The sequence below is a fragment of the Pseudomonas frederiksbergensis genome (assembly GCF_017114915.1).
Classification (GTDB): Bacteria; Pseudomonadota; Gammaproteobacteria; order Pseudomonadales; family Pseudomonadaceae; genus Aquipseudomonas; species Aquipseudomonas frederiksbergensis_I.
This window is the reverse complement of record NZ_JAAUOE010000026.1, coordinates 1-25,111: the sequence shown is the minus strand read 5'-3', so window position 1 is coordinate 25,111 and position 25,111 is coordinate 1. Positions and strand designations below refer to the sequence as shown.

The 25,111-nt window shown below is 59.7% G+C and carries 27 protein-coding genes; 12 read left to right on the top strand and 15 right to left on the bottom strand.

Going from position 1 to position 25,111, the window contains the following annotated elements:
• Nucleotides 1-5: 5 nt before the first annotated feature.
• Nucleotides 6-2,117 (top strand): TonB-dependent receptor, encoded by a 2,112-nt coding sequence (locus tag HCU66_RS18420; RefSeq protein ID WP_205889822.1) that lies wholly within the window; start codon nucleotides 6-8, stop codon nucleotides 2,115-2,117.
• 71 nt (nucleotides 2,118-2,188) lie between these two features.
• On the opposite strand, the gene HCU66_RS18415 is transcribed toward HCU66_RS18420, so the two are convergent.
• Genes HCU66_RS18415 through HCU66_RS18405 form a run of 3 tightly spaced genes read right to left on the bottom strand, consistent with a single transcriptional unit; the run spans nucleotide 2,189 to nucleotide 4,052 of the window.
• Complete coding sequence (locus HCU66_RS18415) at nucleotides 2,189-2,731, bottom strand: DUF2937 family protein (protein WP_205889821.1); 543 nt, start codon at nucleotides 2,729-2,731, stop codon at nucleotides 2,189-2,191.
• A 14-nt stretch (nucleotides 2,732-2,745) separates the two neighbouring features.
• Entirely contained in the window at nucleotides 2,746-3,522 is a 777-nt protein-coding gene (locus HCU66_RS18410) for a class II glutamine amidotransferase (RefSeq protein WP_205889820.1), read from the bottom strand.
• Nucleotides 3,523-3,554: 32 nt separating this feature from the next.
• Entirely contained in the window at nucleotides 3,555-4,052 is a 498-nt protein-coding gene (locus HCU66_RS18405) for an MFS transporter (protein WP_205889819.1), read from the bottom strand.
• Nucleotides 4,053-4,154: 102 nt separating this feature from the next.
• On the opposite strand from HCU66_RS18405, the gene HCU66_RS18400 reads away from it, so the two are divergent.
• Nucleotides 4,155-6,209, top strand: a complete 2,055-nt coding sequence (locus tag HCU66_RS18400) for a S9 family peptidase (RefSeq protein WP_205889818.1) — start codon at nucleotides 4,155-4,157, stop codon at nucleotides 6,207-6,209.
• Between the two features lie 101 nt (nucleotides 6,210-6,310).
• Nucleotides 6,311-6,784, top strand: a complete 474-nt coding sequence (locus HCU66_RS18395) for a cyclic nucleotide-binding domain-containing protein (RefSeq protein ID WP_205889817.1) — start codon at nucleotides 6,311-6,313, stop codon at nucleotides 6,782-6,784.
• Here HCU66_RS18395 and HCU66_RS18390 read toward each other — a convergent pair.
• Nucleotides 6,781-7,065 carry a hypothetical protein gene (locus tag HCU66_RS18390; RefSeq protein WP_205889816.1) on the bottom strand — a complete coding sequence of 95 codons (285 nt, stop codon included), beginning with the start codon at nucleotides 7,063-7,065 and terminating at the stop codon, nucleotides 6,781-6,783. The two genes, HCU66_RS18395 and HCU66_RS18390, sit on opposite strands and share 4 nt — an antisense overlap.
• 95 nt (nucleotides 7,066-7,160) lie before the next feature.
• On the opposite strand from HCU66_RS18390, the gene HCU66_RS18385 reads away from it, so the two are divergent.
• The 4 genes from HCU66_RS18385 to HCU66_RS18370 all read left to right on the top strand — a co-directional run bounded on the left by HCU66_RS18385 (nucleotide 7,161) and on the right by HCU66_RS18370 (nucleotide 9,381).
• Nucleotides 7,161-7,847: a spermidine synthase gene (locus HCU66_RS18385; RefSeq protein ID WP_007898703.1), complete on the top strand. Its 687-nt coding sequence runs from the start codon at nucleotides 7,161-7,163 to the stop codon at nucleotides 7,845-7,847.
• A 51-nt stretch (nucleotides 7,848-7,898) separates the two neighbouring features.
• Nucleotides 7,899-8,270: a YajD family HNH nuclease gene (locus HCU66_RS18380; protein ID WP_084323260.1), complete on the top strand. Its 372-nt coding sequence runs from the start codon at nucleotides 7,899-7,901 to the stop codon at nucleotides 8,268-8,270.
• Nucleotides 8,271-8,452: 182 nt separating this feature from the next.
• On the top strand, nucleotides 8,453-8,923 hold the full coding sequence (locus HCU66_RS18375) for an RNA methyltransferase (protein ID WP_052966455.1): 471 nt from the start codon (nucleotides 8,453-8,455) through the stop codon (nucleotides 8,921-8,923).
• Nucleotides 8,924-9,003: 80 nt separating this feature from the next.
• Nucleotides 9,004-9,381, top strand: coding sequence for a YgaP family membrane protein (locus HCU66_RS18370; RefSeq protein ID WP_205889815.1), 378 nt, complete (start codon nucleotides 9,004-9,006; stop codon nucleotides 9,379-9,381).
• A 111-nt stretch (nucleotides 9,382-9,492) separates the two neighbouring features.
• Here HCU66_RS18370 and HCU66_RS18365 read toward each other — a convergent pair whose 3' ends face one another.
• Entirely contained in the window at nucleotides 9,493-10,722 is a 1,230-nt protein-coding gene (locus tag HCU66_RS18365) for a hypothetical protein (protein ID WP_205889814.1), read from the bottom strand.
• A 36-nt stretch (nucleotides 10,723-10,758) separates the two neighbouring features.
• A complete protein-coding gene (locus HCU66_RS18360; RefSeq protein ID WP_007942199.1) occupies nucleotides 10,759-11,208 on the bottom strand; it encodes a YcgN family cysteine cluster protein in 450 nt (149 codons plus the stop codon).
• A gap of 166 nt (nucleotides 11,209-11,374) precedes the next feature.
• Here HCU66_RS18360 and HCU66_RS18355 point away from each other — a divergent pair, with 166 nt between their 5' ends.
• The gene (locus HCU66_RS18355; protein WP_205889813.1) at nucleotides 11,375-11,968 is read left to right on the top strand and encodes a nitroreductase family protein; all 594 of its coding nucleotides are present in this window, start codon (nucleotides 11,375-11,377) and stop codon (nucleotides 11,966-11,968) included.
• Nucleotides 11,969-12,101: 133 nt separating this feature from the next.
• On the opposite strand, the gene HCU66_RS18350 is transcribed toward HCU66_RS18355, so the two are convergent.
• From HCU66_RS18350 to HCU66_RS18325, 6 genes are all read right to left on the bottom strand, one after another.
• Complete coding sequence (locus tag HCU66_RS18350) at nucleotides 12,102-13,034, bottom strand: D-2-hydroxyacid dehydrogenase (RefSeq protein WP_205889812.1); 933 nt, start codon at nucleotides 13,032-13,034, stop codon at nucleotides 12,102-12,104.
• Between the two features lie 121 nt (nucleotides 13,035-13,155).
• Complete coding sequence (locus HCU66_RS18345) at nucleotides 13,156-13,449, bottom strand: YcgL domain-containing protein (RefSeq protein ID WP_205889811.1); 294 nt, start codon at nucleotides 13,447-13,449, stop codon at nucleotides 13,156-13,158.
• On the bottom strand, nucleotides 13,446-14,579 hold the full coding sequence (gene rnd / locus HCU66_RS18340) for a ribonuclease D (RefSeq protein ID WP_205889810.1): 1,134 nt from the start codon (nucleotides 14,577-14,579) through the stop codon (nucleotides 13,446-13,448). The genes HCU66_RS18345 and rnd overlap by 4 nt, the downstream gene beginning before the upstream one ends.
• Nucleotides 14,580-14,702: 123 nt before the next feature.
• Nucleotides 14,703-15,365: a class I SAM-dependent methyltransferase gene (locus HCU66_RS18335; protein ID WP_205889809.1), complete on the bottom strand. Its 663-nt coding sequence runs from the start codon at nucleotides 15,363-15,365 to the stop codon at nucleotides 14,703-14,705.
• Nucleotides 15,366-15,439: 74 nt separating this feature from the next.
• Nucleotides 15,440-17,089: a phosphoethanolamine transferase gene (locus tag HCU66_RS18330; RefSeq protein WP_205889808.1), complete on the bottom strand. Its 1,650-nt coding sequence runs from the start codon at nucleotides 17,087-17,089 to the stop codon at nucleotides 15,440-15,442.
• 166 nt (nucleotides 17,090-17,255) lie between these two features.
• Nucleotides 17,256-18,638 carry a glutamine synthetase family protein gene (locus HCU66_RS18325; protein ID WP_205889807.1) on the bottom strand — a complete coding sequence of 461 codons (1,383 nt, stop codon included), beginning with the start codon at nucleotides 18,636-18,638 and terminating at the stop codon, nucleotides 17,256-17,258.
• Between the two features lie 437 nt (nucleotides 18,639-19,075).
• Here HCU66_RS18325 and HCU66_RS18320 point away from each other — a divergent pair, with 437 nt between their 5' ends.
• The 3 genes from HCU66_RS18320 (at nucleotide 19,076) to HCU66_RS18310 (ending at nucleotide 22,308) form a co-directional block, all read left to right on the top strand.
• Nucleotides 19,076-20,260: a cyanate transporter gene (locus HCU66_RS18320; RefSeq protein ID WP_205889806.1), complete on the top strand. Its 1,185-nt coding sequence runs from the start codon at nucleotides 19,076-19,078 to the stop codon at nucleotides 20,258-20,260.
• A gap of 14 nt (nucleotides 20,261-20,274) precedes the next feature.
• Nucleotides 20,275-21,225, top strand: coding sequence for a DMT family transporter (locus tag HCU66_RS18315; RefSeq protein ID WP_205889805.1), 951 nt, complete (start codon nucleotides 20,275-20,277; stop codon nucleotides 21,223-21,225).
• A 147-nt stretch (nucleotides 21,226-21,372) separates the two neighbouring features.
• A complete protein-coding gene (locus tag HCU66_RS18310) occupies nucleotides 21,373-22,308 on the top strand; it encodes a LysR family transcriptional regulator (RefSeq protein WP_205889804.1) in 936 nt (311 codons plus the stop codon).
• Between the two features lie 3 nt (nucleotides 22,309-22,311).
• On the opposite strand, the gene HCU66_RS18305 is transcribed toward HCU66_RS18310, so the two are convergent.
• From HCU66_RS18305 to HCU66_RS18295, 3 genes are all read right to left on the bottom strand, one after another.
• Entirely contained in the window at nucleotides 22,312-22,674 is a 363-nt protein-coding gene (locus HCU66_RS18305) for a 5-carboxymethyl-2-hydroxymuconate Delta-isomerase (protein ID WP_205889803.1), read from the bottom strand.
• A gap of 57 nt (nucleotides 22,675-22,731) precedes the next feature.
• On the bottom strand, nucleotides 22,732-23,658 hold the full coding sequence (locus HCU66_RS18300) for a LysR family transcriptional regulator (protein ID WP_205889802.1): 927 nt from the start codon (nucleotides 23,656-23,658) through the stop codon (nucleotides 22,732-22,734).
• A 169-nt stretch (nucleotides 23,659-23,827) separates the two neighbouring features.
• Nucleotides 23,828-24,019 (bottom strand): YegP family protein, encoded by a 192-nt coding sequence (locus tag HCU66_RS18295; protein ID WP_205889801.1) that lies wholly within the window; start codon nucleotides 24,017-24,019, stop codon nucleotides 23,828-23,830.
• A 375-nt stretch (nucleotides 24,020-24,394) separates the two neighbouring features.
• Between HCU66_RS18295 and HCU66_RS18290 the strand changes: the two genes are divergently transcribed.
• The coding region (locus HCU66_RS18290) for an outer membrane beta-barrel protein (RefSeq protein ID WP_205889800.1) at nucleotides 24,395-25,111 on the top strand (717 nt) is incomplete at its 3' end.

Below are 25,111 nucleotides of genomic sequence, written 5' to 3'. Positions count from 1 at the left end.
ACGTCATGACCCGAACCAAACTCTCCCTGCTGATCCCGCTACTCGGCACCTTCAGCGCCCAGGCCTGGGCCGAGGAAACCGAGCAGCAGCCCGGCACCTTGAACATGCAAGCCACCGTCGTCTCCGCGACTCGCAGCGAAGCGAGCATTGCTTCGATTCCGGGCTCGGTCCAAGTGATCGACGAACAGCAGGTCCGTGAGCAGAGCGGCGCGGGTCGCCGGGTCTCCGACATCCTCGGGCAACTGGTCCCGGGTATTGCGCCGGCCAGCGGCGGGATGAGCAACTTCGGCCAGACCCTGCGCGGGCGCAACATGCTGGTGTTGATCGACGGCGTATCGCAGAACGCCACGCGCGACAACTTCCGCCAGCTCAACAGCATCGCCCCGGCCAGCATCGAACGCATCGAAGTGATCTCCGGCGCCAGCAGCATCTACGGCGCCGGTGCTTCAGGCGGCATCATCAACATCATCACCAAACGCAATCAGGGCCAGGACATTGCTTACAGCAGCAAACTGGGCCTGACCAGCGGCAACAACCTCAACAGAAAAGGCTTCGCCTACGAAGTTTTCCAGAGTGCCACCGGGCGCAAGGATGCGTTGGACTGGTATGTGTCTGCCGACCTGACCCAGCGCAACGATCAGTACGACGGCAACGGCAACCGCATCCCTCAAGACACCTCCCAGGGCAGCAACATGGATACCGAAACCTATGACCTGCAAGGTCGTTTCGGTTACGAACTGGATGCCGACAAAAAACTCAGCCTGTCGCTGCAGGACTACAAGGACCAGCAGGACACTGGCTACACAAAAGACCCGACAAACCGGCAGGAAGCCGTGGCAGTCAAGGGGCTGAAACTCGACGACCAACCCTATACCCATAACCAGGCGGTCAACCTCAACTACACCGACAAGGACTTCTACGGTCAGGGTCTGCAACTGGAAAGCTACTGGCGCCGAGCCGATGCACTGTTCTTTCCGGACCTGTCGCGAGGCAGGGCCGGGATCTCCGACAACAACAGTGTGCAGGACGTCTACGGCCTGCGCGCGGCCATCGACACGCCGCTGCCGGCGATCGGGAGTGCCACGGGTAATCTGGTCTGGGGGGCTGATTATGATAATGAGCGCTCCCGTCAACGAGGTGATCAGTACACACTAAATGGCCTGACCTATACCAAGACCGGCACCACCTACGAGCTGGGCCCGGATATCGAAACCACCACCAAATCGCTGTTCGGGCAGATGTCCTGGGACATCGGTGACTGGACCTTGCGTGGCGGTGTGCGCCGTGAATGGATCGAAAGCGACGTCTCCGACAGCATCGCTTATGGTCAGATCGTTCAGACCGGCATACGCGCAACGCTGCCCGGTGACACCCTCAAATACGATGCCACGCTGTACAACCTGGGGGCGGTCTACCACCTGAGTGAAAACCAGGACATCTTCGCCAATTACAGCCAGGGGTTTTCGCTGCCGGATATCCAGCGCTTCATGCGTGATGTCAGCAGCACCTTCGACATTCAGAGCCTCAACGCCCAAGCCATCAAGGTCGACAGTTACGAGCTGGGCTGGCGCGGTAACTGGGACCAGTGGCAGGCCGACGTCACCGTGTACGAAAACACCTCGGACGTGACCCAGTTCTACGATGCCAATGATCGCGTATTGCGCCTGATCAACCAGAAAGAGCGAGTTCGCGGCATCGAAAACAGCCTGACCTACCGCGCGACCGATCACTGGTCGGTGGGTGGCACTTATGCCTGGGCCAAAGGCGAGACCGAGCAGAACGGCAAATGGATCGATCTGCCAGCCACGCGCATCTCACCCGCCAAGACCACCCTGTTCGTTGGCTACACCGAAGACGACTACACCCTGCGCCTGCAAGGCATGCATTTGTCCAGTTATGACGCTGCCGCCAAGGACAACAACGGACGCGAGATCGAAGGCTATACGCTGGTGGACCTGCTCGGCTCCGTGCAACTGCCGGTCGGTCGTCTTGAAGGCGGCGTGTACAACCTGACCAACCGCACCTACCAGAACCTGTTCACTCAGGCTAACGCCAGAGCGCCGTACGCCAACGCCGAAGGCCGCACCCTGAGCATGAGCTACTCGGTCGACTGGTAAAAACAGGAGCCGGCTTGCCAGCGATGCGATCTGCCAGGCAGACCGTGTCGCGGCAATCGCCGGCTCCGGGGTTACAACCCGCGCAAATCCCGCTCTTCAATCGGCCGGCTCTGGCGCAGACGCTTGCCACCCAGCACCACCCAGTCGATCAGTCGGAACAGGCATTCAATGCCGAACGACAGCAGCAACGCGCCGCTCATGCCCCAAATCATCGCTTGCGGCGTCAGCAGGATCTGGTAGCTGTAGCCGTTCCAGGTTTCCTTGCGAATGTCCGGGTCGGCCGCCAGCACCACTTGCAGGAAGCGGATGTACCACGGGCCCTGCATGGCCTGGAATTGCTTGTCCAAAGCCAATTGACGGGTGAGCAAGGTGCTCAGGCTGTCGGCATCGCTGCGAAAGATCGGGTCTTCGCTGGCACGGTAATGGGCCACCAGCGCCTGCATATCGCCCTTGAAAAACTGATTGGCAGTGCCCTGAAAACCGCTCAAACCGCTCTGCGCCTCGATCAGATGCGCCTCGACCCGCTTGGCATAGTCGCTGATGAACCCAGGCACCTGGACACCGATCAACAGGCCTGCCGCAAACAACACCAGCCGTAGATAACTGAGCAACATGGGGGGAGAGATCCTTATTCGGTCTTGCCCTGGCTGACGCATTCCCCGCGTCGCCAGAGGCTCCATTGGCCCGGTTCGTAGCGGGTCCAGGTTTCGTTTTCGGTCAAGGGTTCGGTGGCGATCACCGTGACCACGTCGTTGGGCGTGGTTTCGGCCTGAAAGTCGACGATCACATCGACATCCTTCAAGCGCGCCGGGCCGAACGGGGCGCGGCGGGTAATCTGCGCCAGTTTGGTCGAGCAGTAGCAGAACAGCCAATCGCCGTCGCTGAGCAAGCAGTTGAACACGCCTTTGCTGCGGTACTCGGCGCAGGCGGCCACCAGGTCCGGCAGCAGTTCTTCGATGTCCACTGGCTCGGGGAACGCAGCACGCACGCGGTTGAGCAAATCGCAGAACGCCGCTTCGCTGTCGGTATCGCCGACGGGGCGGTAGAAACTGGCGGTCGGGCTGAAATCGGCCAACTGGCCGTTGTGGGCGAAACACCAGTTACGCCCCCACAACTCGCGCACGAACGGGTGGGTGTTGGACAGGCAGACCTTGCCAACGTTGGCCTGACGGATGTGGCCGATCACCACTTCGCTTTTGATCGGATAGCGCTGCACCAGGTTCGCCACTTCCGACTCGCTGCTCGCCGCCGGGTCCTGAAACAACCGCAGGCCGCGGCCTTCATAGAAAGCGATACCCCAACCGTCACGGTGCGGCCCGGTGCGGCCGCCGCGCTGCATCAGCCCGGTGAAGCTGAACACGATATCGGTCGGGACATTGGCGCTCATGCCCAATAACTCACACATGCTCGGATTCTCGATGAAAGGCAGGGGCACGGTTACAAACGCGGTTCTACCCGCAAACGCTGAGGGTTGCTCGGCACCGGTGGCCGGCCGTAACGATCATCGCCGGCACCGCCGAACGGTTGATCGTTTTCAGGCTCGTCGGCCCGCACCGCAGCCTTGGCGGCCGCCGCCCGCTCTTTGCGAGCGATGGACGCACGCTCGATGGGGAAACGGATCGCCACGAATACCAGATAAATGCCGAAGGCAATCATGCCGTACATGAACAGGTCGGAAATCGCCCGCCAGGCGTTGTTGCCAACCTTGAACAGCAGATCGAGGGCGGTAATGGCAATGGCCGGGGCGACCTTTTCCTTCACCGGGTCGATGATGGTCGGGCTGAACAGCAACACCACCATCAGCAGCCGCAGCGGCTCACGCAGCCAGCGCCACATCCAGCGGGTCATGCGCATCCACACCAACAGGCAGCCCAAAGCAGCAAAGGCGTAGAGGCCCCAAGCGATCAGATAGTCGTTCTCGGTCATGGTGTCCATGGCAAGGCAGGCAAAGAGGCGCTTATAGTAACGACTTTTCGCACATCAGGCTGCCCCGCCGTCTGCGATCCTCCAATTTCGTACAACGTTCGAGAGTCCTTCATGCCCCTACCCGCCAACGTTTCCGACGCGCCCATTGCCCACAAGGCCGAGGGCGATGACCCGTATGCCTGGCTGCAGGAGCGCGACACCGACGCAGTGCTCGATTACCTGAAAGCTGAAAACCGCTATCAAGAGGCGCAAACCGCCGATCAGGCCGGGCTGCGCGAAACCCTGTTCGAAGAGATCAAGGGGCGGATTCTCGAAACCGATCTGTCGCTGCCATCGCCCTGGGGTCCGTACCTGTATTACACCCGCACCACCGCCGGCGACGAATACGCCCGCCACTACCGCTGCCCGCGCCCGGCCGATGGCAGCCTGCACATTGACGAAAGCCAGGAACTCCTGCTGCTGGATCCGAACGTGCTGGCCAAGGGCGGTTTCTTTTCCCTGGGCGCATTCAGCATCAGCCCGGACCACCAGCGCCTGGCCTACAGCATCGATTCCTCGGGAGAGGAGATTTACACGCTGTTCGTGAAGGAATTACCCGACGGCCGCGTCAGCGAACTGGAGTTTCAGAACTGCGACGGCAGCATGACCTGGGCCAATGACAGCCTGACGCTGTTCTTCGGCGAACTCGACGACACCCATCGCCCGCACAAACTGTTCCGTTATCGGCTGGACGGCACCGCGGCCGAAGAAGTGTTCCATGAGCCGGACGGCCGATTCTTCCTGCATTGCTACCGCTCAAGCTCCGAACGGCAATTGCTGTTGTCGCTGGGCAGCAAGACCACCAGTGAAGTCTGGGCGCTCGATGCCTCGCTGCCGCATCAGGCCTTTACCTGTCTGGCGCCGCGGGTCGAAGACCATGAGTACGATGTCGACCACGGCAAACTCGATGGCGAGTGGACGTGGCTGATCCGCACCAACCGCGACGGCATCAACTTCGCCCTGTACCAGGCCGTCGATACCGGCGTCGCGCCGACCGAAGCCGACTGGCAGAACCTGATTCCCCACAGCGACACCGTCATGATCGAAGGCATGAGCCTGAACGCCGAGGCCATGACCCTGAGCCTGCGTGAAGGCGGCCTGCCGATCATTGAAGTTTATCCACGGGATTTGGTGCCGTATCGCGTGCAATTGCCAGACGCGGCCTACAGCCTGCATGTGCAAAACAGCCTGGAGTTTGTCAGCGACAGGATCCGTCTGCGCTACGAAGCCTTGAACCGCCCGGCGCAAATCCGCCAACTGATTCTGACCTCGGGCGAGCAGAAAGTTCTCAAGGAAACCCCGGTGCTCGGCCCGTTCGACGCCGATGCATACGTCAGCCAACGACTTTGGGCGACGGCACCGGACGGTACGCAAGTGCCGATCAGTCTGGTGGTCAAACGCGAGTTCCTCGGCAAGCCGACGCCGCTTTATCTGTACGGCTACGGCGCCTACGGCGAAAGCCTCGACCCATGGTTCTCCCACGCCCGCCTGAGCCTGCTGGAGCGCGGCATGGCGTTTGCCATCGCGCACGTACGCGGCGGCGGTGAACTGGGTGAAGCCTGGTATCGCGCCGGCAAGCAGGAACACAAGCACAACACCTTCAGCGACTTCATCGCCTGCGCCGAACACCTGATCATCAACGGCTTCACCACCTCATCGCAGCTGGCAATCAGCGGCGGCAGCGCGGGTGGCTTGCTGATCGGCGCGGTGCTCAATCAGCGGCCGGAGCTGTTCGGCGTGGCAATTGCCGAAGTGCCGTTCGTCGATGTGCTCAACACCATGCTCGACCCGGAACTGCCACTGACCGTCACCGAATACGACGAATGGGGCAACCCCCAAGAACCGGACGTTTATGAGCGGATCAAGGCCTACGCCCCGTACGAAAATGTCACTGAGCAAGCTTATCCGGCGACGCTGGTGATCGCCGGCTACAACGACAGTCGCGTGCAGTACTGGGAGGCGGCCAAGTGGGTAGCGAAATTGCGTGCGACCAAAACCGACACCAACCCCCTGCTGCTCAAGACTGAATTGGGCGCCGGGCATGGCGGGATGAGCGGTCGCTACCAGGGATTACGTGACGTAGCCCTCGAATACGCGTTTGTCTTAAAGGTTTTGGGCATTGCCTGAGGAACTTGGCCCGGTGTTCCGGTCTTAACACCAGACGCCGGCCCGCTCCCACAGGGGATGATTGAGCCCGCAAAAGACCACAAGAAAAAGACCGTGACGACATGTCAGAACCGACCTTACTGAACAAAGAAATTCGCGACTGGCTGATGGACTGCGGCCTGTTCGATCAATTGCTGCCGGCCGACTTCGTGGCGGCTTCGGGTTATTTCAGCATCAGCACCATCGCCGAAGGCGAAGAGATTTTCCGTGAGGGCGATGCCGGCAGTTTCATGTGCATCATCCACACCGGCCAGGTCGCGGTGCAGAAAACCAACAGCGACGGGCAACGGGTGACCATGGCCACCTTGCGCAGCGGTCGGGCGTTCGGCGAAATGGCCGTGCTCGATGGCGAACGGCGTTCAGCCAGTTGCGTGGCGGCGAGCAACTGCCAGTTGCTCAACCTCGGCAAGGACTCCCTGGAGAAGATGCTCAACGACGCACCGAAAATCGCCGCCAAGATCATCCGCGCCCTCGCCGTCTCCCTCTCCAAACGCTTGCGCATGGCTGATGGGCAATTGCTCTTGCAACAGGTTTAACCGCCTGGTGATTTGATTTTGGTCGTGCCTGGCTCAAGGCCCGGCAAGGTCTGGTCCTTGGGCGGGTTGGGCATTTCGATCGGTGGCAACAACGGTGGCCCACCGCTGCCGGTCCTGGGCACAGTGGTCGGGGTAATCTGCGGGTACGGCGTCGGGGTGGCGGTGCCGGGTGAACCAGGCAGCGGCGAGGGGCTGGTGGGGATGGTTTGCAGCTCCTGGGCCTGCACTGCAGTTATCGAGAGCACGGCCAGGGCAATGACCGTTAGAATGGTGCGCTTCATCAATGGCTCCGTTGGCCTTGTGGTCTTTTGCAGGCTACTCCCAACCGCGCTCGTTTGCCTTCTTCCGTCTGTCAATTTCTCCTCAAGAGCGCCCCATGAAACGTTTCGTTCTGCTCGACACCACCCCCATTCCTGAAAACGGCGGTGCCCTGTGCCTGTTCGAATACGGCGAGGACTTCGTCATCAAGATTCAGGGCGGCGACGGCGGGCAGTTGATGAACACCCGCATGCACGGCTCGGAAGATGCCCTGGCCGAGATCCCCTGCCGCAAGGTCGCCGGTCGGCCGAATTCGCGTGTGTTGATCGGCGGCCTGGGCATGGGCTTCACCCTCGCCTCGGCGCTCAAGCATTTGGGCAAGACGGCTGAAGTGGTGGTCGCCGAACTGGTGCCCGGCGTGGTGGAGTGGAACCGTGGACCGCTGGGAGAAAAAGCCGGCAACCCGCTGCTCGACCCGCGCACGGTGATCCGCATGGAAGACGTGGCCAAGGTGCTGCAAGCCGAGCCGCAGGGCTTCGATGCGATCATGCTCGACGTCGACAACGGCCCTGAAGGCCTGACCCAGAAGGCCAACAGCTGGCTCTACTCTGCGGGCGGCCTGAGCGCGTGTGCCAAGGCCCTGCGGCCAAAAGGCGTGCTGGCGGTGTGGTCGGCCAGCGCTGACCGGCAGTTTTCCGACAAGCTGAAGAAGGCTGGTTTCAAGGCTGAAGAAGTGCAAGTCTTCGCCCACGGCAACAAAGGCACCCGCCACACCATCTGGATTGCCGAGAAGCTCAAGGGCTAGGCTAAACTTCAACGCATAACCGTCATCAGTCTTTTTTACAAAGGTGAACCCATGAGTTCGTCCACCCCAACCAACACATCGAAGCTGGACCGCATCCTCGCCGATAACCAGCGCGACAAGGAAATGGGTTACCGCGACAAGGCCCTGAAGATGTACCCCCACGTGTGCGGCCGCTGCGCCCGCGAGTTCTCCGGCAAGCGCCTGAGCGAACTGACCGTGCACCACCGCGACCACAACCACGACAACAACCCTCAGGACGGCTCGAACTGGGAACTGTTGTGCCTGTATTGCCACGACAACGAACACTCCCGGTATACCGATCAGCAGTATTTCGACGAAGGCTCACTGAGTACGCCGAAGATTGCCAAAGCGACGCACAACCCGTTTGCCGCTTTGGCGGGGTTGATGAAGAAGGACGAGTAACCCCCTACTGATCGTTCCCACGCTCTGCGTGGGAAGGCATCCCGTGACGCTCTGCGTCACATTCGAAAGCGGAACGCGGAGCGTCCCTGGCGGCATTCCCACGCAGAGCGTGGGAATGATCACTGACCACCCTCCCCCCAATCCCCGTATAATCGCGCTTTTTTCCCGAAGGCACCCCGCTCGTGGCAGACAAACGGTACAGCTGCATTGGTTTGTATAACCCCAAATCACCGGAGAACGTCGGTTCGGTGATGCGCGCCGCCGGCTGCTACGGCGTGGCGTCGGTGTTTTACACCGGCAAGCGCTATGAACGCGCCGCCGATTTCGTCACCGACACCAAGAAAGTCCACTACGACATTCCGCTGATCGGCATCGACGATCTGAAGAAAATCTTGCCCCTGGGCTGTGTGCCGGTCGCTGTGGAACTGGTCGACGGCGCCCGCTCACTGCCGGAATACACGCACCCGGATCGCGCCCTCTACATCTTCGGCCCCGAAGACGGCTCGCTGGACAAAGAGATTCGCGAGTGGTGCGAAGACGTGGTCTACATTCCGACCACTGGCTGCATGAACCTGGCGGCCACCGTCAACGTCGTGCTGTACGACCGCATGGCCAAGGGCAACAACACCCGCTCGGGCCCGAAATTCCGCTGAATCACCGCACATCCGATGGAACGAGCCCTGCGCCTCGGCAGTCAGCTTAATTATCCATTCTTGAAGCCTGGAGACAGATCATGAGCGACCTCAAACGCGTAGAGCGCATCGAATCCACCCCGTTCCAGACTCAGCCCGAACAGAACGTCCAGGGTTGGGAGCGCATCGGCTCCCTGGCCGGTGGCGTGGTGATGGTCGGCAAGGGCCTGCGGCGCGGGGGTGTGTTCGGGTTGATTCAAGTGGCGATTGGCGGCGTGGCGCTGGCGCGTGGTATTACCGGGCACAGTTCGGCGAAAAGCCTTCTGGAAAAGAGCCGTCAGGATATGAACAACGTGCGGGCCAGGATCGAGCGGGCCGGGGAAGAATTGAGCCGGTTGAAGGCGAATGCCGAGGCGGCGACCAAAACCGCCACCGTGACCGGGAATGATTCTTTGAAGTCGCCGAAAGCCGGGGTTTGAGCCGGAATTTGCGGTGAGGCTCAGGGGCTCTTCGCGGGCAAGCCTCGCTCCTACGGACAATAACGCGATCGCCACAACCTGTAGGAGCGAGGCTTGCCCGCGAAGGCGGTATTACTGAAGCAACCCGGTATCAAGCACTTTGGAAGACTCGCCAATGACGCTCTCACTGAGCTGAACGAATTGCTTGGTATCGACACTCTCCAAACGCATCGCCCCACGCAATACATCATCCAGCGAGCGTTTGTTGCGGGTCTTCAGGCGAATCTCGCGATCCAGCTCCTGCAGCAACACCACCGCTTTGGCTACCTGCGCCGGGTTGATCTGCTCTCCGAGCAGGGTCGTGACTTTCTGGCTGTCCCTGGCCAATTTTCCCTGCAAGCTCTCATACCGCTCATCGCCCATGCCGCCCGCGCGGCGCACCAGTTCGATGGCGTAATACTCGGCAAACCCTTCGCCGATCCAGTCGCTGCGCTGGCTGTCGTTGATCCGCCCGAACACCTGAGCCAATTCGCGCACCAAGGCACTGGTGCCGCTTTCGCTGACCAGCGGCAGGCGGCTATTGAGGTAGATCGATTCGTGCGCGGCCAGGCTGCCACGCCACATCGGATCATTGGCGCCGACGATCAGCAACTTGCTGGGGTGACGGGGAAACACCGCCTGCACTTGCGGCCAGACAAACGTCAGCAGCGTCAGCACGTCCATGCGACGCATGCCCTGGCCTTGGGGCGAGGCGACGGTGACTTCGGTTTCCCCCAGCCGCGTGCGACGGCTGCCGAGGTGGCCGGCGATCACCCAGCCAGTGGGACGGTCGAACAGTCGCGAGACATTATCGATGCGGAACTTGTTTTTGCCGATCCGCGGCCAGGCGGTTTCGACGCTTTTCCAGCCAGAGGGCAATTCGAATTCAAGGCGTGACACCAGCTCAATGCCGTCCTGCTGATCGAGCCTGGCCGCGGGCACCAGGTCGTCGCCACGCATCAGCGCCCACGTTGGCGTCATGCGCGTGTCGAAGCTGCCGCTCTTGCGCCCATGGCTGATGCGCACGCGGTAGGTCAGGCTGGCCTGGTCGGCGGCCGGGCGCCAGACACCACGGGCCTGCATGCCCGGTGTGAGCTGCCATTGGCCGTCGGCCTTGAAATCGCTGTAGTGACTGCCGTCGCCCAAGTCGAAATCCAGACTGCGCACCGCCGAGCCTTGAGCCAGGGTCAGGCGCACTTCGGCCTGATCGCTTTGCGGCAACAGGCGCACGTGATAATCCAGATCGACTTTCTTCGCCGCCCACACGGACGAACTCAGGGCCAGCAGCCCGACAGCCAACGCCCGCCGCACTCCCACCGCCATACACACTCCTTGGTGAAACGCTAAAACGGCGGACGCTTAACCCGCGCGGAAAATCAGATGGTCTTCCCAATCATCTTCGGCCACGCTGCCTTCGGCGAGCATGCGCCCGGACTGGGAAATACGTTCGTGATGCACCGCATCGCGATCACCGCACACCAGGTGATGCCAGAGCGGCAGGTCCTTGCCTTCGCTGACCAGTCGATAACCGCAGGTCGGCGGCAGCCATTTGAACTCGTCGGCCTTGCCCGGCGTGAGCTGGATGCAATCGGGAACAAAGTCGCGGCGGTTGGGGTAATCGGTGCACTGACAGGTTTTGAGGTCCAGCAACTTGCAGGCGATGCGCGTGTAATAGACGGCGTTGTCGTCTTCATCCTCGAGCTTTTGCAGGCAGCACAGGCCACAGCCGTCGCACAGCGACTCCCATTCCTCCTGATCGAGTTGATCGAGGGTTTTGCGTATCCAGAACGGTTCGACTTTGGCGGCCATGGCTCAAGCATCAACATCAGGTGGTGAAAAGGCCGCCAGTCTAGTGCCAAGGCACCGGCGGGCCAAGCATTGGCGACTGCCGGTACAACGGCACTTGTCAGTTCTTGCGTCGCCCAGTAGGGTTTTGCGTCGTCCCTCACTTTCAAACGTAGCAAGGAATCTCTTGATGAGTGCTAATCCACGCGTTGCCGACTACGCCATTCACCCGCAGTTTACCGATCGCTGGTCGCCCCGCGCCTTCACCGGCGAAACCATCCCCGAAGAGACCCTGCTGAGCTTCTTCGAAGCCGCCCGCTGGGCGCCATCGGCTTACAACTCGCAACCTTGGCGGTTTCTCTATGCGCGTCGCGACACGCCGAACTGGGAGCGTTACCTGGGCCTGCTGAACGAGTTCAACCGCAGCTGGGCGCAGCACGCCTCGGCGCTGGTGATCGTGATCTCGAAAACCACCTTCGCGGTACCCGGCGCCACCGAAGAAACTCCGGCGCTGTGGCACACCTTCGACACCGGTTCGGCCTGGGGCCACCTGGCACTTCAAGCAAGCATCAGCGGCTGGCACACCCACGGCATGGCCGGTTTCGACCAGGAGCTGACCCGCAAGGCGCTGAATATTCCTGAAGGCTACGCGCTGCATGCCGCCGTGGCGATCGGCAAGCTGGGTGACAAGGCGACGCTGGCCGAGTACCTGCAAGCACGCGAAGAGCCAAGCCCGCGTCGTCCGCTGAGCGAGTTGGCGGCCGAGGGTGATTTCACTTTCTAACCAACAACACCGAGCATTCCCACGCTCTGCGTGGGAATGCCGCCAGGGACGCTCCGCGTTCCGCTTCGATGTGACGCAGAGCGTCACGGGATGCATTCCCACGCGGAGCGTGGGAACGATCATTGGCGTGAATTCAATACCCGCGCGCGAAATCCACTTCCCCACGCAACGCTTCGCCCGCCTGATACGCCCGCAGGTTCTCGACAAACAGCTTCGCCATCATCGGTGGCGAGGTCGGTGCCGAGCTGTGGCCGGTCAGCAGCAGGCCCCACGCGGTCCAGAACGGATGACGTTGCGGCAGCGGCTCCTGACGGCAGACGTCGATCACGGCCCCGGCCAGATGCCCTTCCTTCAAGGCTTGCACCAGGTCCGCATCGACCACCGCCACGCCACGCCCGGCGTTGATGAACAACCCGGTCGGCTTGAACTGCTTGAACAGGGCTGCGTCATACAAATCGTGCGTATTCGGGGTGTTCGGTAGCAGATTAATCACGTAATCCGCCTCACCGACCAGACGCGGCAAGTCGCTCAGCGCGCCGACTTCAACAAACGGCGCCTGCTCCCGGGCGGTGCTGGCGATGCCATATAACTCGACGCCAAACGGCAGCAGGAACTGCGCCACCGTCTGACCGATGTCACCGGTGCCGACGATCAACACCTTGCGCCCTGCCAGGCTTTGACACTGGCGGTTGTCCCACTTGCGCTCGACCTGGCTGACCAGTCGCGCCAGGACTTCGCGCTCGTGACCGAGCATGTAAGTCAGCACGTATTCAGCCATGAGCTGACCGAAAATCCCTACCGCGCGCGTCAGGCGATAGTGCCGTGGCAAGCCGTCGGCCAGCAGCGGCGTGATGCCGGCCCAGGTCGACTGCAGCCATGCAGGCAGGTGGCCCTGACGCAACAGCGTCGCCAGCAGATCCGGCTGGCCGAGCCATACCTGGCAATCGGCGGCCTGGCGGGCCAGTTCGGCGGAGTCACCGCTGGTCAGTACCTCCAGATCAGGCGCTACCTGACGCAACAGTTGGGCATATACAGCGTGGTCGTGTTCAGCAATCAGAACGCGCATGGTTCAAACCTTTCAAAAACAGTGCAGACGGCCGCCGACGGAGCATCACTCCATCGCCCTGGCCATCGCCAAAATCATTCCAGTGTTTCCTAAAGGCTCTGAACAGAGCCTTTTTTGCCGATTACATCGGGTCGTTGCGGCGCAGCAATTCTTCGGGCAAGTGCTCGATGTACTCGTCCTCGGCCGGCGGCATTTGCAAGTGGTAGCCCTGCTTGTCGAGGTTTTCCAGCACCACGGTGATGTCTTCGCGCGACAGCTTGCGCTCTGGCGTCAGCACCAGATCGAACGCGTGGATGGCTTTGCCGAAAGCCGCCATCAGGGGTTCAGGCACGCGCTCCAAGGCATCGCTTTTGAGCACATAGAGGTACATCTCGTTTTTCTTCGAGCTTCGATAAATGGAGCAAATACGTTTCAAGGCTGTTCTCCGGCGGTGGCCAGGCTGTCGAGCAGCGTCTGGCCCATCAATTCGCGGCGCCAGCCACGCAGCGAATCAGGCAATTGGTAAGGACCATTGGGGAAGCCGCTCTTGAGCAGCGTTTCCAGGGTTTTCTTGCGCAGCATCAGTTCCGGCGCAATGTTCAGGCGCTCGGCTTCGGCCTGACCGATGGCGCGCAGCTGTTTGACCAGCGCAGCGGCTTCCACCGGCAACGGCTCCGGCACCGCCGGCGGCCATTGATCTGGCGGTACACTGCCAGAGCGCTTGATCAGATCAAGCAGAAATTCGCCGTCCTGACGCACGGTGCGCGGGTGCATGTCTTCGATTTTCGCCAACGCGCCGAGGTTGTCCGGCTGCGTGCGCGCCAACGGCCACAGGGAATGTTCACGAATAATGCGGTTGCGCGGCAGATCACGGGCACGGGCCTGCGTCTCACGCCAGGCGCAAAGTTCACGCAACACGGCGAGTTGGGCGCGGGACAGCTTCCAGGCCAGTTTGGCATCGCGATAGACCTCGTACGGATCTACTTCGCGACGCAGATTGGCGACCAGCTCGGCACCGTCTTCCAGGACCCAGGCGTATTTTTCGTCGGAAAGTTTCGGGCGCAGCTGTACGAAAACTTCCGCCAAGTGCAAGGCATCTTCGGCGGCGTAGCTGATCTGAGTGTCGGACAGTGGACGTTGCAGCCAGTCGGAACGGGTCTCGCCCTTGGGCAGATCGATACCGAGCACCTCCTGCACCAGCCGCGAATACCCCATGGAAAAACCCAGGTTCAGATAAGCGGCGGCCAGTTGGGTGTCGAACAACGGCGCCGGCAGGCTGCCAGTCAGGCGCAGCAGAACTTCGAGGTCTTCGCTGCACGCATGCAGGACCTTGACCACGGCCGGGTTTTCCAGCAACGCGGCCAGGGGCTGCCAGTTGTCGATGGTCAGTGGGTCAATCAGGTAAGCGCGTACGCCATCGCCGATCTGCAGCAGGCCGGCGATCGGGTAAAAAGTGTCGACCCGCATGAATTCGGTGTCGAGGGCAACGAATGGCAGCTGCTGCCACTCGGCGCAAAACTGACCGAGGCTATCGTTGTCGCGAATCCAGTGAATATCGATGGCCACACGGCTCTCCCTTGAAGAATGGCGCGCAGTATATATCGCCCCCGGCGATTTCCGCGCATCCACTGAACAAGAGCTTTAGCGAAAATGCCTACCGGACCGCAAGAATGGTCTGACAAGTGAAGACTAGCTGCCCTTACGCAACACGTAGACCCGCATCCGCGTGCAGCCCGGCAGGAAGTCCTGATGGCTGAGCACACAGAAACCCGCCTGCCGGAACTCGGCCTCGAGCTCGGCCTTGCTGGCCTGTGGCTGGACCTGTGCGCCCTCCACGTCCGATCGCCGGAGCTTGAAATGCCCATCAACCCGCACCGCCACAATCACCGTATCGCGACCGACCCGGTGGAACTCGCCCAGCATGGCCAGCCGATGCTCGGGACTGACGATGCGTTGAAACAGCTGCAGGCAAAAAATGCAGTCAACCGCATTCGCCGACAAGCCGATGGTGAAGGCTGAACTCTGAAAGGTCTTGACCCGTTTGAGCAGGTTCTGCGGGTGGTGGGTGCGGGCGTGATCGAGCATGTCCTGAGACGGATCGGCCGCGAGGATCACCCGGTTCGCATGCTCGGCCAGAACAGGCCAGAAACGCCCGGCACCGCAGGCCACATCAAGCATCAATCCCGGTTCGCCAGCGACCTGAAGCGCGTTACGCACCAGTTGCTCTTCGCGCCAGAACGCCAAACGCCCCGCCAGGCCACGCGGTCGCGGCTGATGGCAGACGCGAGCGTGTTCCTGATCGTAGCGCCGGGCGAACTCGAGTTCGATGGCGGATGGGGACTGCGCGGACATGTGCAATGGGCTCGTGCTGGACGTTTCAGGCGCCGCAGGTTAGCGGCCGCTACGTGAAAAAAAGGTCGAATCACTCATTTTTTGGCCAGCACACCGTCGATCACGGCACCGCGGCATCCGGCGAACATGTCCAGTTCGGGGTTATAGACTTGGCTGTTGACCTCCAGCAGACCAAGCATCGAATGGAACAGGTTGTCCTGGCTCAAGGGCTTTTCACGACTCAGTTGCAGGCAATGGGTGTCCACCGAAAACGACTTTTGATAGCTGTCGGAGAACCACGCCAGCATCGCGACATGCTTCTGTTGTTCCGGCGCCAGCAGGTAAGGCGTGCCATGCAGGAACAGGTTGTATTCGCCCAGGGATTCGCCGTGGTCCGACAGATAAAGCATCGCGGTATCGACTTTGTCCTGGTTGCCGCGCAACAGGTCGATCAGGGTCGACAGTACATGGTCGGTGTAGACCAACGTGTTGTCGTAGCCATTGACGATGCTTTCGCGGCTGCAATTGTTCAGCGCATTGCTTTCACACACCGGCGTGAAGTGTTCGTATTCTTTCGGGTAGCGCTTGAAGTATTCCGGACCGTGGCTACCCATTTGGTGCAACACCAGCACCGTGTCTTTATCCAGCGTGTCGATGAAATGCTGCAAACCTTGCAGGAGAATTTCATCGCGACACTCGCTGTTGGCGCACAGCACTGGGTCTTTCAGATTACTCACGTCGTCGACAGTGACCCGATCGCAGGTGCCTTTGCAGCCTGACTGGTTATCCCGCCAGATCACTTCGAAACCCGCGTGTTTGAGCACGTCCAGCAAACCTTCCTCATTTTTCGCCTTGCTGGCGTTGTAATCCTTGCGGCCCATGTTGGAGAACATGCAGGGCACCGACACCGCCGTTTCCGTTCCGCAGGAATGCACATCGGTGAAGGCAATCAGGCCGGCTTCCTTATCCAGTGTCGGCGTGGTGTCGCGGTCATAACCCAGGATGCCGAAGTTCTCGGCCCGGGCGCTTTCGCCCACCACCAGTACCGTCAGGGATTTACGGCCGTGGACCTGCCAGACCGGGTTTTTCCGGGCATCTTCACCGAGTTTGACGAAGGGCTGCCGTGCTGACACCACTTGTTCACGCAAATAACCGACCGAAGCGCCGATGTAGTTGCTCGGCACCACCATCAAGCGCAACTCGTGGTGATTGCGAAACAACGACGACAGGCCTTGATAGTTGACCAATGCGACACCGCCAATCACCGCGACCGACGCGACACTCACCAGCCCTTTACTTAATAACTCACGGTGCCAGCGACGGTAGTCAACCGGGATTTTCCACAACAACCACGACGGCAAGACTCCGAGCAGCGCGATATAAACAAACAACTTCAGCGAGAGTAAGTCGCGTACTTCCGTGGCATTGGTTTCGGCGAAGTTACGAAACATGCCGGCGTCGATCAGTACACCGTATTGGCTCATGAAATACGCCACGCCGGCACTGATCAAAAAGATCAGCGTCAATACGGGTTTCATCACCGGCCGGAATGCCAGCAAGGTCAGGACAATGTTGAAGGCCGCCAGGATCATCACCCCGAACGCGACACGCAAGACGATGCCTTGACCGTCTGCCGCGGTGATATCGAAGAGGTGTTGCCAGAGAACTGAATTGAACCCTGCCAATAGAAAGGCACTGGCAACCAACGTCACCCACTCGGGGCGCACGGTTTTAAACTTCAACATGTGATCGGCTGTTCCTGGAGAGAAGTGCCTGCGCTAAATGTGAAAATTTCATTTACCGCGACAACACAAATCTTAAGCAGCCAACCATCAATTTTTTGTGAAAAAGAAGCCAACGAATAGTTGGCTCATGGCATTTGGCCAAAACTTTCAACACTGGATATCAGTTTCAGGCCTGATGCAGATACCAGCGCCAGTCCTGCTCACCGACCTCGCCCATGAACTGCCGGTATTCGGCACGCTTCACCGCTAGGTACACGCCTAGAAATTCGCTGCCCAATGCCTCCCGCGCCCAACTCGAACCTTCCAGTGCTCGCAGCGTGGTCAGCCAGTCGGTCGGCAACAATTGCGTGGCCTGGGCGTAACCGTTGCCTTCCACCGGGGCCCCGGGGTCAAGCTGCTCGCGGATGCCGCGATGAATACCGGCCAGGATCGCCGCAGCCGCCAGGTACGGGTTGGCGTCGGCACCACAGATGCGGTGTTCGATATGCCGGGAGAATGCCGGCCCACCGGGCACCCGCAAACTCACGGTGCGGTTGTCCACGCCCCAGGTGGCCGCCAGTGGTGCGTAGCTGTTGGTCTGGAAACGACGGTACGAGTTGGCGTTTGGACAGAACAGCAGCAACGCATCGAGCAACGTGCCGAGCATCCCGCCGACCGCTTGTTTGAGCAGCGGTGTACCGTCCGGGGCTTCACTGGCAAACAGGTTATTGCCGTCCTTGTCCGCCAGGCTGACGTGCATGTGCATGCCGGTGCCGGCCAGGTCGTCGAAAGGCTTGGCCATGAAGCAGGCCGTCATCCCGTGTTTGTGAGCCACGCCCTTGACCAGCCGCTTGTAGCGCACCGCGTCGTCCATCGCCTGCAAAGCGTCGGCGCGATGTTCGAGGGTGATTTCCACCTGCCCCGGCGCGTATTCGGAAATCGCCGTGCGCGCCGGAATGCCCTGGAGCTTGCAGGCGCTGTAGAGGTCGGCCAGAAACGGCTCGATCTGCTCCAGTTCGCGCAAGCCGTAAACCTGAGTCCCACGGGGCCGCCCGCCATCGACATCCCGCGCCGGCTGCGGCCGACCGTTGCTGTCGCGTTGTTGATCCAGCAGATAGAACTCCAGCTCCGCCGCCATCACCGGGTAATAACCGTCGGCCTGCAAGCCTTCGATAACCTTGGCCAGCAGGTGCCGTGGGTCGGCGATGGTCGCGGGCATGCCCTCTTGCGGATGCATGCTGACCTGCACCGCCGCCGTGGGGATCAATCGCCACGGCATGCGCTGCAAACTGCCGCTGACAGGGTAAGCGCGGCAATCGATATCACCGACGTCCCAGACCAACCCGGAATTTTCCACGTCATCGCCATGGAGGGTCAGGCCCAGAATGGTACTCGGCAGTGGCCGTCCGTTTTCATACACCGCCAGCAGCTCATCGCGGTGCAGCAACTTGCCCCGTGGCACGCCGTTGCTGTCGAGGATGAACAGCTCGAACATCTCGATGTCCGGATTATGTTCGAGGAAGGTCAGGGCTTCTTCTTTCGTAGCGAAGGATGTCTTGGCACAGCTCATGGGAATTCTCGTCTATCCGCGTCAGGCAAACGCACAGGCGCCGCCGGTTTGATCCCGACGCACAGCGCGGGACCTGTCAGAACAATCAACGGGACATGCAGGAATCCGGTGGGCGCGCATGGCGGCAGTGCCATAGCGCCCAGAAAGCCAGTTCGCAAGGGAGTGCAGCTGGACAATCGTCCATAAAGAAGACCGCAGCAAACAGATGAGCCGCAGCATCACACGGGCGGTTAAGTCGTTAAATCGGGATTTGAAGAACCTTGGGTGTGGATTGGCTAAACAATTGATTATTCGCGACGCTCCCCTGTAGCAGTCTTCGGCAGCTGCTACAGGTGAACGGACTCTTATTTAATTTCTAAATACTGCTCCAGACTTTCTGATTTGCCGCTTCCAGCGCTCGCACGCCTAATCGGTTCCTTGTTCCTGAAGGTCCGATCATGGAAAACGTTCGCGCAACCTCCCGTCCCGCCCTTTGGCTGATGTTCAGCATCATTCTTGTCGCCCTGAACCTGCGTCCGTCCATGGCCGCTGTCGGGCCTTTGCTGTCAGCCATTCGCGGTGATATCCCGCTGAGTTTCAGTCTGGCCTCGCTGTTGACCATGCTGCCTGTCATGGCCATGGGACTGGCGATGTTCTTCGGTATCGGTATCAGTCAACGCCTGGGCGAGCAGCGCACCGTGGTGCTGTCGCTGCTGATCATCGGCCTGGCCACGGTGTCGCGGCTGTTCCTCGATTCGGTGGCGGAACTGATCCTGAGCGCCGTGTTGGCCGGCATTGGCATTGCGTTGATTCAGGCGTTGATGCCTGCCCTGATCAAGTCCCGTTTCAGCGAAAACGTTTCCTTGTGCATGGGCCTCTATGTGACGTCGATCATGGGCGGTGCGGCAATCGCAGCGTCGTTTGCGCCACTGGTGATGACCCGCACCGACAGTTGGCGAGTGGGGCTGGCGATCTGGGCGGCGCTGGCGCTGGTGGCACTGCTGTTCTGGTGCGCTCAACGCTCGGGCATGTCGATGCTGAATGCCAAATCATCAAGCAAAGAATCCTTTTTCACCAATTCCCGCGCCTGGTTGCTCGCGATCTTCTTCGGCCTGGGCACGGCGTCCTACACCTGTGTGCTGGCCTGGCTGGCACCGTACTACGTGGAAAAGGGCTGGAGCGAGCAACAGGCCGGTTTGTTGCTGGGCTTTTTGACCGCCATGGAAGTGTTGTCAGGACTGGCAACCCCCGCCATCGCCAATCGCAGCCGCGACCGGCGCCTGGTACTGGTGGTGTTGCTGGCACTGATCATGGCCGGTTTCTGCGGGCTGATTCTGAGCCCGCAACACCTGAGCCTGCTGTGGCCGTGCCTGCTGGGACTGGGTATCGGCGGGCTGTTCCCGATGAGCCTGATCGTGTCGCTGGATCATCTGGACAACCCGCGGCGCGCGGGCGGACTGACCGCCTTCGTGCAAGGCATCGGTTACCTGATCGCCGGCCTTTCGCCATTGATCGCCGGGATGATTCGCGATCAGCTGGGCAGTTTCGAATGGGCCTGGTGGTCACTGACCGGGGTCATGGCGCTGATGATCCTGATGGTTTTGCGTTTCGATCCGCGACACTACACCAAGCACATTCACTGACCCGGAATCTCATCATGAAACGCACAGGTTTTGCTGCCGCGCACATCGGCATGCTGCTCTGGGCTCTGTTGATTGCCGTCTCGTTCTCCGCGGCAGCCCAGGTCAGCCAGGCCATCGACCCGATTCTGCTGACCGGGTTGCGCCTGCTGTGTTGTGCCCTGGTGTTTTTGCCCCTGCTGCTGTTCAAGGGCGATGCTGCCATGACCACCCGCGGCTTGCTCGGTCATGCCGTGCTCGGCCTGTTGCTGGCGCTGTATTTCGGCTCGTTGTTCGAAGCGCTGCGCCATACCTCGGCGGTGAACACCGGGACAATCTTCACCCTCGTGCCTTTGCTGACGTTGCTGTTCGAAGCCATCTTGATACCTGACAGCAGCCTGAAACAGCGCGTATTGCCCATGCTGGTGGCCGCAGCCGGCGCCGTGTTGCTGGTATTGAAAGGTGCAGATCCCGGCGAACTGCCGTCGCTGTATGCGGTGTCGGTGTACGGGGTCGGTTGCCTGGCAATGGCGCTCTACTCACCCCTGAGTCAACGGTTCAAGACCAACAGCCTCATGGGTCGCGGTCCGGTGGGCATGACCTTCTGGAACATGCTGTTCGGCGCGCTGTTTCTATTGGCGTTCTGTGGGTTCAGCGGCGGCTGGCGCTCGGCGTCGTTGCTGACCGCCAGCGATTTTTGGTGGTTGATCTATCTGGCACTGTTCGCCACCCTGGCGACTTTTTGGCTGCTGCATCGAGCCATTGGCGTCATCGCCCCTTCCTCGGTCATTTCCTACATCTACCTGAGTACCCTGTTCATCACGCTGTTCCACTGGTTCTGGTTACGCCAGTCACCACTTGCCCCGGAAATAATCGGCGCGTTGCTGGTGGGCATCGGCATGTTGGCGCTGTTAATATCCGACCGCAATGCGATGCCTGCGCAGCCATCAGTATTAAAAGCCTCTGGCCAGGCAGTTTCAGGAGATTGAATTTATAGGTCGTGTTCATAACATTTTCTGTCCCACACCTGACCACGAAAAGTCCTACAGGGCATTCTCTTGGCACCATCGTTCCGTTAGGATCGTTCGCACACGTTTGCGCACAATCAGCGCAAGGAGCACAGCGAGACGGAACGGATGCTGAACAGTAACTTGCTTAGAAAGCTCGACATGCAAGACCTCATGGTGTTTGTCGCCGTGTATGAGCAAAGCAGCGTCACCGGCGTGTCTGAGGCGCTCTGCGTCAGCCAGTCCACCGTGAGTTACTGCCTGAAGAAACTGCGCACCAGTTTCGAAGACGAGTTATTCATCAATACCCGCACGGGTATGCGCCCCACTTACAAAGCCAGCACCATGTATACCCATGTGCTGAAGATTCTCGAAAGCATCAACCTGTGCCACGCCGGGACACCGACGTTCGATCCGACCTTGCAACCGGTCACCTTCAATATCTGCGCGCCGGAATACTTCGAGCAGTTGATCCTCCCACGCTTGTTAAAGAGTTTCGATTTCGCCGACCTGCCGGTGATGGTCAACATGCACAAGTTCGAGACCGACATCCCGGCCGAAGAACTGCGCGACGGCAGCCTCGACCTGGTGATCTGTTTCGGCCCGAACTTTCATCGCAGCCACACCGACTTCAACTCAAGGAGGCTGCTGGAAGACGATCTGGTCTGCGTCTTCGATAAACGCGCCACGCCGCTGGAACCGCGCTTGAGCATGCAAGCGTTCATTGAGCGTCGGCATGTGTTCCCGACGCCCTGGACGTCCACCACCAACATGGTTGACGGCTGGCTGGCGCGGCAAGCCCACAAACGCCAGATTGTCGCGCGCTCCAACAGCTACAGCGCGGCGCTGAAGATGATCACCGGCACCGACTTCATCCTGACCTTGCCCCGGCGCATCCAGCAATTGCTGGCCAACGAGGCGATCTTCAATCACTGCGAAGCGCCCAATGGCTTGCCGGGCTTCACCCTGGACATGCAATGGAATCAAAGCGTCGATCAGGACAGCGCCAATACCTGGCTGCGCGAGCAAGTGATCAAAGCCTGCGCCGAGCAGGAAATAGCCTGAAACTCAGAGGCCGATGGCGGTCTTGGTGTAGGACTCTCGATCGATGTCGATAATTTCCACACACAATTGAACCTCAACTCCGACCGGCCATTCACACACATCCTGCACCACCGCCAGCAGGTTGTCAGACAACTGCTTCTTGATCTGCGGTGAACGACCGCTCAACAGCGCCAGTTTTACATGCATGAACGCCCGCTCGCCCGGTGCAGTGCCCACCCTGAAAGTCTCGACCTTCACCGCACGGGCCTTGATGTCGAACTCTTCAAACTGCCCGGAAGCGACCAGCGCGTTGTTGAGTCGCATCAACGCGACGTCGGCATTCAGTTCGGAAAGGTTGGCGGTGTATTCCATGTGCAGGTGGGGCATGACGGGGTTCCTGAGGATTGGCAGAAAGGTCGTAGATATAACACAGAGCCGCCCGACTCACTCTGTCAGCGGAGGAATCGGACGTTCACTCATGAACGCCTCCAGACGCGAGCGCAGCCAGCGTTCGGCCGGATCGCTGTCAACGTGACTGAGCCAGACCATGGACAGGTCCAGGGTCGGTGTCTTGAACGGAAATGGTTCCTTGAACAGTTGACCGGACGCAGCCATCGCCTCCGCCGTGTAGTCCGGCAGGCTGGCGATCAAATCGGTTCCGGCAAGCAAGGCCGGCAACGAGCTGTATTGCGGGACGGACAGCACTACCTGGCGCGTACGACCGATCTCCGCCAGCCATTCATCGGCGTAGCCACTGACATTGGCGGTGTGGGACACCAGCACATGCGGCCGCGCGCAATATTCATCGAGGGTCAACGGCGTGTCCGATGCGTCTGCGCGCAAAATACTGGGCTGGATATGTCGTAACAACTTGCGCTTGGCGTTGGCCGGCAAGCCTCGGGTCTGGCTAATACCAACGGTGATATCGCCGGATGCCAGCAGATCAGGAATGCGCCAGTAGTCGACATGCTGGACCACGAACACCACCTTCGGCGCTTCCTGGCGCAAGGCGCGCAGCAACGGTGGCAACAGACCGAACTCGACATCGTCCGACAGCCCGATGCGAAACGTCATTGTGCTGCTCAGCGGATCGAAATCATGAGTCAGGCTCAAGGCCACCGACAGCGAATCCAGCGCCGGCGACAGATGCTGAATGATCTCTTCGGCCCGCGCCGTCGGCTCCATGCGATGGCCAACCCGAATGAACAGTGGATCGTTGAACATCGTTCGCAAGCGGTTCAGCGCGGCACTGATGGTCGGCTGACCGAGGAACAGCTTCTCCGCCACCCGCGTGACGTTGCGCTCGAGCATCAATGTCTCGAACACCACCATCAGGTTGATGTCGGCCTTGCGCAGTTCGTTGCGATTCATCCGTTGCACCCCGGTCCCCAAGACAGGGTGACAGTTTAGGGAGGTGTCGCGATCGGCGTCTATGCAGGTTGGCAAACGACCCGATCCATAAAAACCCGCGGCACTCACAACTCAAGACCGCTCGGTTAAAACGAAGCTGCCCTGACTGAGCAGCTTCACCGCCTGGAACCTATATCTCCTTGACCGGTGTCTGCTCTTGAGTCCCTTTGATCAAACTGATGGCGTGCACGCAATCAGACTTGTTGACGTAAGCCTCTCCACTGGCAATCGTTTCATGATTCCCCGCCCGCAAACGCCAGCGCCATTGGCCCTTGCCGGTCTGTGCGGTGCCACGGGTTTGCCTGTAAATCTCAAAATACATTGATCGCTCCTTGCGATGGCTGATTACGACAGGTCAGTGACCTGCGAAACCAGAGTAGATGAGGATTTTTTGAGTTAGCGTCTTTCAATGTCAGGAGATATTTCGAGGAAAACCCGTTGATTCACGAAGCGATCAATAAATACGGGGGGCGGTAATTAAAGAGACTCGAAGGAATCAGTTTTCCCGTAAACAGGCATATTTTTCTTACACTGCTATGCTGATTGATCCGACACTAAAACCTGGAAAAACAAGATGGGCTGATCTATCACTTTCATAGCCAGCTCCTCGCGATGGTCACTCCAACACCTAAAAAAAACGACTATGGTTGTTAGTAATCGGTCTGCTCCGGACCAGTAGTGCATCGATGGAGTTCTTATGAAAAGAACCAATCTTGCTGCTATTGTCACCACCCTTCTCGCGGGAACCTCATCAACAGTCTGCAGCGCTGCATCTGCTACAGATCCGGTTTTTGCATTTGGCTTGCAGGGCAGCTATAGCGTACTAAAATTCACCGGGCGCAGAAGCACGGCCACTGAGCACATGCCGGAAGGAGGATTGTTTCTCAATTTCGGCAACAAAATGACCGCTCAGACCGGCCTTGTTTATCATGCAGAAATGAGTGGGCAGTATTCTGAAAAACAGGATGAGAAAATAAAGGATGGCCAGGTCGACCTGGATCTTGGCTGGAGGATTGCTTTGGATGCGCGCAACTTTGTAGATATTTTGCTGGGCGGAGGATACAAATGGAATCGCTTTCAGCCGGACTTCAACAAGTACGACATTGATCTCACCAGCCGCACGCCCTTCGCTAAAGTTGCTGCTGGTTACAATCATCAGTTCAGCACGACAACCTTGCGTCTGGAAGCGGGAGTTCGGAAGTCAATCAATGGTGATTCGAAACTAAAGCTCCATGGAATCAGCAGCGAGACCCTGGATTTAAAAGACACCATCAATCCTTTTGTCGAGTTGAGTGTCCTGTTTAATCAGCAAGGAGCGATTCCGGTTATAGCGTCCCTCTACTACAACCGCTTCAAATATGACCTGGATGGTCAATTTTTGGTGACCGATTTCGACAAACAAACCAGGGACGAA